The 9,077-nt window shown below is 43.1% G+C and carries 7 protein-coding genes; 2 read left to right on the top strand and 5 right to left on the bottom strand.

Annotation, left to right across the window (positions count from 1 at the left end; translation table 11 throughout):
• Positions 1–58 precede the first annotated feature (58 nt).
• Positions 59–753 (top strand): IS1 family transposase gene (locus AB5Z05_RS13100; RefSeq protein WP_197495595.1). Its coding sequence is split into 2 segments (ribosomal slippage): positions 59–305 and positions 305–753, totalling 696 coding nucleotides; the frame shifts between segments, so codons are not numbered across the junction.
• A 120-nt stretch (positions 754–873) separates the two neighbouring features.
• The gene (locus AB5Z05_RS13095; protein ID WP_127006649.1) at positions 874–1,728 is read left to right on the top strand and encodes a TIGR02285 family protein; all 855 of its coding nucleotides are present in this window, start codon (positions 874–876) and stop codon (positions 1,726–1,728) included.
• 147 nt (positions 1,729–1,875) lie between these two features.
• On the opposite strand, the gene AB5Z05_RS13090 is transcribed toward AB5Z05_RS13095, so the two are convergent.
• The 5 genes from AB5Z05_RS13090 to AB5Z05_RS13070 all read right to left on the bottom strand — a co-directional run bounded on the left by AB5Z05_RS13090 (position 1,876) and on the right by AB5Z05_RS13070 (position 9,062).
• Complete coding sequence (locus AB5Z05_RS13090; RefSeq protein WP_127006650.1) at positions 1,876–2,292, bottom strand: hypothetical protein; 417 nt, start codon at positions 2,290–2,292, stop codon at positions 1,876–1,878.
• An 86-nt stretch (positions 2,293–2,378) separates the two neighbouring features.
• The gene (gene narI / locus AB5Z05_RS13085) at positions 2,379–3,056 is read right to left on the bottom strand and encodes a respiratory nitrate reductase subunit gamma (RefSeq protein WP_127006651.1); all 678 of its coding nucleotides are present in this window, start codon (positions 3,054–3,056) and stop codon (positions 2,379–2,381) included.
• Positions 3,053–3,760, bottom strand: coding sequence for a nitrate reductase molybdenum cofactor assembly chaperone (gene narJ, locus AB5Z05_RS13080; RefSeq protein ID WP_042024867.1), 708 nt, complete (start codon positions 3,758–3,760; stop codon positions 3,053–3,055). The genes narI and narJ overlap by 4 nt, the downstream gene beginning before the upstream one ends.
• Positions 3,757–5,295 carry a nitrate reductase subunit beta gene (narH, locus tag AB5Z05_RS13075; RefSeq protein ID WP_042084597.1) on the bottom strand — a complete coding sequence of 513 codons (1,539 nt, stop codon included), beginning with the start codon at positions 5,293–5,295 and terminating at the stop codon, positions 3,757–3,759. Before narH ends, narJ begins: the two co-directional genes overlap by 4 nt.
• Positions 5,296–5,297: 2 nt before the next feature.
• Positions 5,298–9,062, bottom strand: a complete 3,765-nt coding sequence (locus AB5Z05_RS13070; protein ID WP_042024866.1) for a nitrate reductase subunit alpha — start codon at positions 9,060–9,062, stop codon at positions 5,298–5,300.
• Between the last annotated feature and the right edge of the window lie 15 nt (positions 9,063–9,077).

The following is a 9,077-nucleotide window of genomic DNA, read 5'->3' as shown; positions in this document are numbered from 1 at the left end:
GGTGATGCATCCGATCGGTTGAGTTGATATGATGAACTCTTTTGAGACCGACAGCTTCATGGCATCCATCCCCGTTCACTGTCCTCGTTGCAACTCTGACCACGTATATCGCCATGGTAAGACCCCTGCTGGCCATGTTCGCTATCGTTGCCCCGTCTGTCCGCACGTGTTTCAGCTCACCTACACCTATGAAGCCCGCAAGCCTGGCGTCAAAGACAAGATTGTTGATATGGCGTTCAACGGCTCAGGTGTTCGTGATACTGCTCGCGTCCTCAAGATTGGCATCAACACCGTCATACGCACCCTAAAAAACTCGCCCCAAGGCAAGTAACCTCCGAGAAGGTGGTGCTCTATGACGTGGCGCTTATCTGTGAACTTGATGAACAGTGGGCCTATGTCGGCAATAAACAGCATCAACATTGGCTTTGGTATGCTTTTGATACCAAGAGAAAACGAGTCGTGGCCTATACCTTTGGCCCACGCAACGATGAGACATGCCGTCGGTTGCTGAGCCTGCTTTCTCCGTTCCAGATAGGCTTTATCACCAGTGATGACTGGGGAAGCTATGCCAGAGAGGTGCCGAGCGAGATGCATCTGACCGGGAAGATATTCACCCAGCGTATCGAGCGTAACAACCTGACGCTCAGAACGCGCATCAAGCGATTGGCTCGCAAGACCATCTGCTTCTCTCGTTCCGTTGAGCTCCACGAGAAAGTGATTGGTGCCTTTATAGAAAGACACCATTTCAACTGATTGGAGTCATTACCTACGAAAGCGCATACGTATGCCAATATTTTCTTGTGAAGATGTTAATGTTGCTGACTAATCGCCGCACTATGGTTTATATCAGTATAATAGAGAGGTGAAATTGCCATGAAAAGGATTCTTCTAATACTCATCTCTTTTATTATATCTGTCGATGTAACTGCAAAAGAGACAATCCATTGGGTTCAATATGATATCCCTCCATTTTATATTAAGGATGGTAGCTATTCAGGTAGAGGTGTGGTTGATGTTACTGACGCTATGATCAGAGCTGAATTGCCCCAGTATAACCATGTGATCATATGGGCTAACATCGCCAGGATCCGGCATATGATGGAGCAAGGACAGAAAGTTGTTTGTGGAAATATGATAAAGACACCTGAAAGAGAGAAGTATCAAACATTTTCTACTTTTCATAAAACACTATCAACTGCACCACATGTAATCATACCATCCAGTGAGCTTAACACTTATAAGCAGTATATAATTGATGGAGACGGTGTTGATTTGCTTCGGTTGATTCAATCGAAGGATAAACTTGGCTATTTCATAGCATCTCGTTCATATGGAAGTAAATTTGACCTCGCAATTAAAGATAAAACAAATAAGAGAGTTAACTACTCTCTCAATGCTCCGATGGGTAATGTCCTGGATATGCTATTAAAAGATGTAAATGGTTTTACCGTTGCATACCCAGAGGAAATTATCTATTACACAGAAAGTAAGTTTGGGTATGGCTCATCAACAGTATCTGATTTAAATAAAAAGGCTTATCTAGGGAAGTTCAAAGTTCTTCCGATAGCTGGACAGCCAAAAGAAATATCAACTTATGTTGCCGCACCGAAAACCGAGTGGGGTGATAAAGTCATATCTGATATCAATGAAGCACTATCAAAACTAAAATCAAATCCAGCATATATTAACGAGAACTATATGTGGCGTAACTTGACTAACCATGATTAGTTGAATCACTAAGCATCTAGATGCCTTGAAATTTTGCGTTCATTATAAATATTATGGCTGTCAGTTACATGTTAAAAATTAAAACTCGAAGTTAAACTGTGCTAAGCCCTCGTTTCCTGCATAGTATTATACTATGTAGATAACTATTTACTCATATTCAACATTGAATTCCTTGCAATAAAACAGAACCTGAGCACATATTTGATCGTTATTTTCTAAAAAAGTCAAATCAATGTTTTCGTTGTCAGGAAGTATATGTAGCACTCTAGAGCCAGGCTTGCTTTCGATTAACTTAATTAAAGATATTTGGCGCCATGAGAAAAAAAGGTGTTTTTTATGGCAATGAAACTCAATGCCACTGAAACTCAATTCTAATTTTACTTTTCTTGCGATATAAATGTATCTTATATCTATTGCCGCCGTAATAATGAATATTAGCAATGAGAATAAAATTGTATTGCGATATAACTCTTCGGTTATTGGTAAACCAGTAACTTCAGATGCCAACAACAGCAGAGTTGGCCAGAAAATTGCGACAAAGAAAGGTTCGACTAACTTAGTCACAAACTTCTTATTTGATACGTGATATACCATACTACACCTGATAAATAGTAGTCGCAGTTTACACTGCGACTACTACCCTAATCATGTTAACGACGAGACCTTACGATCTGGATACGTCTAGTTAGATACTCAAGCGGTACACTCCAAACGTGTACCAATCGACAGAATGGAAAGACAACAAACAAAGTCATACCTAAAACCATATGAATTTTGTAGATAACAGATACCCCTTCTAAATTATTAGAGGCCCCTGTTTGGAATGTCACGACATCTTGTGCCCAACTGACGAGCTTCATCATGATGCTGCCGTCAAGGTGGAAGGCGGAGAATGGAATTGTAAGAAGGCCAAGCGCCGCCTGGGATACTAATAGCACCAAAATCAAGATGTCCGCAGTCGATGATGTTGCTCTGATCCTGGCGTTTGTCAGACGCCGCTTTAAGAGCAGATAACCACCGTACAACGTCATTGCACCAAAGACACCGCCAGCACTCATAGCTATGAGTTGCTTTGCTTGCAATGATAAGAAGGACTCATATACCCAGTGAGGTGTCAACAGGCCAAAAAAGTGGCCAAAGATGATACCAAGAATGCCAATGTGGAACAGTCCAGATGCCAGCCTCATATTCGAGTTATCAAGCAACTGGCTTGATCCTGCTCGCCAAGTGTACTGCCCATAATCGTAACGAACCCAACTACCAAGTAGAAAAATGGTAACTGCAATATATGGGTATATATCAAAGAAGAAGCTATGAATATAGTTCATTTGTTTGCCTCACCAATTTCAAGGTACTGTGGTACGACTGCATTCTTAAATCGGTTGCTATGAATCGATTGAATTGAACTGGGACATGATTCTCCTCCTAAAAACTTCACCTGCTCTTCCTCCCAAACAGCATCTAACGCAGCGGGTGTTGCATCATCAGCCTCTTTCATAACTTGTGTGCTTATAAGAGCGCTATCGTACTCTGTCATGGATAGATCAATTAGAACCCCAAATAGAACATGGTATTTGCTTTCTCTTTTGAGTAGCCTCTCTTTAAGCAACCCCAAGATCGGAGTGATAAAACACAACCCCTCTATAATTTCAGCGTTATTTCTTGTTGAAAGGTATTCCAAGTAAACAGGAAGAAAATCCGGTAATTCTCTTTTGTTAAGAGAAAATCCTGCATCTTCATATTGCTTAAGCAGGTCTACCATTGCTTGTCCGCGATCACGCGACTCACCATGAACATGCTCAAAAAGAAGCAGAGAGGTGGAACGGCCACGGTCGAAGATATCACAATATATTTCTTGGAATGAAAGTAGAGAACGATCAAACGCATATGTTACAAAATCACATATTGATGATTTTTGTGCCGATGTCAGCTCATTACATTCAGCTATGCAATCAAAGATTTCATCCTTGTTTTCCCACAGATCAATATCTGGGTAGTCCAGGAGGATTGATATGATCTTTAAAGATTTCATTTTTTATCCTCACTTGGATTTGTAGATACATTAATGGCATTAATTCTCTGGCTATTAAACAGGTTGTACTTAGTGTCGCTACCTTTACAACCATCACCAAAGCTAAAGCCACACCCTTTAGCTTCAGGAAATGCTTCTCGTGCTAGCTCGCGATGACTGGAAGGAACTACAAAGCGGTCTTCATAGTTAGCTATAGCCAAATAACGGTACATTTCCTGCGCTTGGTGTTCAGTTAAACCAACCTGCTCTAATGCGCTGGTATCCACCTTTTTATCTACAGTTTCAGCTCGCTTATAATGACGCATTGCCAACATACGATTCAGTGCACTCTTAACAGGTGCTATATCGCCAGCGGTCAACAGATTCGCCAAATACTGTAAAGGAATTCGCAAGCTAGAAATATCTGGTAGAACACCATCATCACCTAAATAGCCTGCATCTTTGGCTGATTGGATAGGGGAAAGAGGTGGTACATACCATACCATCGGTAACGTGCGATACTCTGGGTGTAATGGGAGTGCAAGCTTCCATTCCATCGCCATCTTGTACACAGGTGACTTCTGAGCAGCATCTAGAACATTTTGAGTGATGCCTTGCTTTAAGGCTTCTTCAATGATAGCAGGATCATGTGGATTTAAGAAAATCTCCAACTGCTTGTTGTATAAATCCTTGTCATTTTCAGTTGATGCTGCTTGCTCAATACGATCTGCATCATAAAGGATTACTCCCAGATATCTAATTCGTCCAACACATGTTTCAGAGCAGACGGTTGGTTGACCAGACTCAATTCTGGGGTAGCAGAAGATACATTTTTCAGATTTACCACTTTTCCAGTTAAAGTAAATCTTCTTGTAGGGGCAACCAGTAAGACACATACGCCAACCACGACATTTGTCTTGGTCAATAAGGACAATGCCATCTTCTTCACGTTTATATATTGCCCCACTAGGGCAAGTAGCCACACATGCAGGATTCAAGCAATGCTCACAAAGCCGAGGGAGATACATCATGAACGTATTTTCAAACTGTCCATACATCTCCTTTTGGATGTGGTTGAAATTGTAGTCTTGTGAACGCTTAGTGAATTCCCCGCCCAAGATTTCTTCCCAGTTTGGGCCATTGTTGATCTTGTCCATACGTTGACCAGTAATCAGTGAACGTGGACGTGCTATTGGCTGATGCGCACCTTGTTTAGCATTATGTAAATGCTCATAGTCAAAGGTGAAAGGCTCATAATAGTCATCAATAGTCGGCATGTCAGGGTTGTTAAAAATCTTGGCTAAAACGCCAATCCGGTTACCCATTCTTGGAACGATTTTTCCATTGATATTTCGAACCCAGCCACCCTTCCATTTATCCTGATTTTCCCAATCGTTTGGATAGCCCACGCCTGGCTTGCTTTCTACGTTATTAAACCAGGCGTATTCCATTCCCTCGCGACTTGTCCATACGTTCTTACAAGTAACAGAGCAAGTATGACATCCGATGCATTTATCGAGGTTTAGCACCATTCCAATTTGCGCACGAATTTTCATTTTTACTTCTCCCCTGCCTTGTTACTGTACATATTGTCAGCCTGTGTATAGTCATTATTTTCGTCATCAAGCCATTTAACCTGATTCATGCGGCGGACGACAACAAACTCATCACGGTTAGAGCCCACTGTGCCATAATAGTTGAACCCATAAGCCTGATGTGCATATCCGCCAATCATATGAGTTGGTTTAGGGCAGACACGAGTAACGGAGTTATGAATCCCACCACGTTGTCCTGTTATTTCGGAGCCTGGAATATTCACCAGGCGCTCTTGAGCGTGATACATCATTACCATTCCAGCAGGGACGCGCTGACTCACCACTGCACGAGCAGTTAATGAACCATTGATATTAAATGCCTCGATCCAGTCGTTATCCTCAATTTTTAGATCTTTAGCATCATCTTCACTTATCCAAACAATTGGCCCACCCCGAGACAGTGTAAGCATCAACAAGTTTTCGCTGTATGTTGAGTGGATACCCCATTTCTGGTGCGGAGTGATCCAGTTCAGAGCTTTCTCTTTGTTACCGTTACCCTTCTTACCCATAATATTTTTAATAGTCTGGGTATTGATTGGTGGTCGATATGAAATGAGACTTTCGCCAAAATCACGCATCCATTGGTGATCCTGATACAGCTGTTGACGACCAGTAATGGTTCGCCATGGAATTAGCTCATGAACGTTTGTATAACCTGCGTTATACGAGACATGCTCGTCTTCCAAACCAGACCATGTTGGGCTAGATATGATTTTTCTCGGCTGAGCCTGAATGTCACGGAAACGAATTTTTTCCTCTTCCTTGTTGATAGCAAGATGTGCATGTTCTCGGCCAGTCAGCTTACTTAATGCATTCCAAGCCTTAACAGCCACATGACCATTAGTCTCTGGGGCTAAAGTAAGAATTACTTCAGCCGCATCAATTGCAGTGTCAATCTTTGGCCGCCCAGCATTCGCGCCATCATGGTGTGTGTAGTTAAGTTTTTTAAGAAGGTCTACTTCGGTTTCTGTGTTCCAATTAATACCCTTGCCACCATTTCCTTGCTTATCAAGGAGTGGGCCTAAGGATGTAAATCTTGCGTAGGTGTTAGGATAATCGCGCTCAACGGTCATTATATGTGGTGCAGTTTTTCCTGGAATGAGATCACATTCACCCAATTTCCAGTCTTTTACTTCAAACGCTTGGGCTATTTCTGCTGGAGAGTCATGCTGCATTGGCAATGTAACCACATCGGTTTCAACGCCAAGATGTCCTTTACAGAGCTCAGAAAACGCTTTTGCAATTGCCTTATAAATTTCCCAGTCGGATTTTGCTTCCCAGGCTGGATCTACAGCTGCTGACAATGGATGGATGAATGGATGCATATCCGAGGTATTCATATCATCTTTTTCATACCAGGTTGCAGTAGGCAACACGATGTCTGAAAACAGACAGGTACTCGACATCCGAAAATCTAGAGTCACAACGAGATCAAGCTTGCCTTGGGTTGGGGTATCTTTCCAATCAACTTCAGATGGTTTGCTATCACTGAATGAGCCGAGATCTTTTCCTTGAATGCCATGTTCTGTGCCCAACAGGTACTTGAGCATGTATTCATGACCTTTACCTGAAGACCCGAGAAGATTTGATCTCCAAATAAACATATTGCGTGGATAATGATCTTCGGGACACTCAGCAGCAAAACGAATACTGCCGTCCTTCAGCGAGTTAACCGTGAACTCTACAGGGCTTACCCCAAGCGCTTTTGCCTGTTCAGCAATACTCAGTGGATTAGTATTCAGCTGAGGGCTTGAAGGAAGCCAACCCAGCCGCTCTGCTTTCACGTTCATATCAATGAGATGCTTACTATATTTACTTGCATCAGCTAAAGGTGAAAGCAATTCTTGGGCATCTAACTTCTCATATCGCCATTGACTAGAGTGGTTATAGAAGAAAGACGTCCCATTCATGTGGCGTGGAGGCTTTTGCCAATCTAGGCCAAATGCCAACGGTTGCCAGCCCGTCTGGGGACGAAGCTTCTCTTGCCCTACGTAGTGAGCCCATCCACCACCGCTCTGTCCTACGCAACCACAGAATACCAGCATGTTAATCAAACCACGGTAATTCATATCCATGTGATACCAGTGGTTCATGCCTGCACCAACGATGATCATTGAGCGCCCATGTGTTTTGGCTGCATTGTCAGCAAACTCACGAGCGATGCGGATAATCTCATCTTGTGGTACACCCGTTATTTTTTCTGCCCAAGCGGGTGAATATGCCTTCACTTCCTTATAGGTATGTGCGCTGCTAGGGTCATCAAACCCTCTTTCTACACCATAGTTAGCCACGGTGAGATCGTAGACGGTGGTCACAAATTCTTGGCTTCCATCTGCCAACACGATGGATTTAGCTGGAATTTTTCTTCTGATAACTTCTTCTAATTCAACAGGTGTGAAATGCTCACTTTCCAATCCACCAAAATATGGGAAAGCCACCTCAACTAAATGTTGAGGTTCCTTTATTCCAACAGACAAAGTGACTGGTGTCTTGGACTGCCCAGCGGTCTCTTCAAGATTCCACTTTCCATCCTCTCCCCATCTATAGCCAATCGACCCTTGTGGCGCGACCAGATCACCAGAAACCTCATCAATCGCTATGGTCTTCCATTCAGGGTTGTTCTGTTCACCTATGTTATTGACCAAATCTGATGCTCTCAGGAAGCGTCCTGCTTCATAGCTACCATCTGGTCGTTTGGTCAATCTGACCAACATCGGAAAATCGGTATATTTCCTTGCGTAACTAACAAAATATTCATTTTTATGTTGAACGTGGAACTCGTTCAAAATGACATGGCCCATAGCCAATGCTAACGCGCTGTCTGTACCTTGTTTGGGGTTAAGCCAGTGATCACAAAGCTTAGCTACTTCAGCATAATCTGGAGTTATGGCGACAGTTTTGGTGCCTTTGTATCTAACTTCAGTAAAGAAGTGAGCATCAGGAGTACGAGTCTGAGGAATATTTGAGCCCCAGGCTATGATGTATGAGGAGTTGTACCAATCTGCTGACTCTGGTACGTCTGTTTGCTCTCCCCAAGTCATCGGTGATGCGGGAGGAAGATCACAATACCAGTCATAGAAGCTAAGGCAAGAGCCACCGATGAGCGATAAATATCTTGCACCTGCGGCATAGGAAACCATAGACATCGCTGGAATTGGTGAGAAGCCAACAACGCGATCTGGGCCGTGCTCTTTTACGGTGTAAACGTTTGCCGCTCCAATGATCTCATTAACTTCATTCCAGGTGCTACGAACAAAACCGCCTCTACCTCGGGCAGCCTTATACTTTTTGGATACGTTCTGATCGGAAGCAATCGCACCCCATGCTAGAACAGGGTCTTTGTGCTTACTTTTTGCGTCTCGCCAAAGCTCAATCAACGCTTTCCTGACCATTGGGTACTTCAGTCGATTGGCGCTGTACAGATACCACGAGTAGCTTGCCCCTCTTGGGCAGCCGCGAGGCTCATGGTTTGGGAGATCTGGCCTTGTCCTAGGGTAATCAGTTTGCTGCGTTTCCCATGTAACCAAGCCGTTTTTTACATAGATTTTCCAACTACATGAACCAGTACAGTTCACGCCATGTGTTGAGCGTACAATTTTGTCATGTTGCCAGCGGTCTCTGTAACCATCTTCCCAATCTCTGTTCGTATTGTACGTTTGGCCGTGTTCACCAGAAAACTTTTCACCTAATGTCTTTAAATAGTTAAACCTGTCAAGAAACTTGCTCATTTTACTGCTCCATAT

The organism is Aeromonas sp. R2-4 (assembly GCF_040908365.1).
Taxonomy (GTDB): domain Bacteria; phylum Pseudomonadota; class Gammaproteobacteria; order Enterobacterales; family Aeromonadaceae; genus Aeromonas; species Aeromonas veronii.
Note: the sequence above shows the minus strand (reverse complement) of the source record. Positions and strands in the feature narration are given on the sequence as shown.

Excerpts from the sequence above, each read along its gene's own strand:
- AB5Z05_RS13095 (WP_127006649.1), top strand. The coding sequence starts at position 874 with ATGAAAAGGATTCTTCTAATACTCATCTCTTTTATTATATCTGTCGAT.
- narI (WP_127006651.1), bottom strand. The coding sequence starts at position 3,056 with ATGAACTATATTCATAGCTTCTTCTTTGATATATACCCATATATTGCA.
- narJ (WP_042024867.1), bottom strand. The coding sequence starts at position 3,760 with ATGAAATCTTTAAAGATCATATCAATCCTCCTGGACTACCCAGATATT.
- narH (WP_042084597.1), bottom strand. The coding sequence starts at position 5,295 with ATGAAAATTCGTGCGCAAATTGGAATGGTGCTAAACCTCGATAAATGC.
- AB5Z05_RS13070 (WP_042024866.1), bottom strand. The coding sequence starts at position 9,062 with ATGAGCAAGTTTCTTGACAGGTTTAACTATTTAAAGACATTAGGTGAA.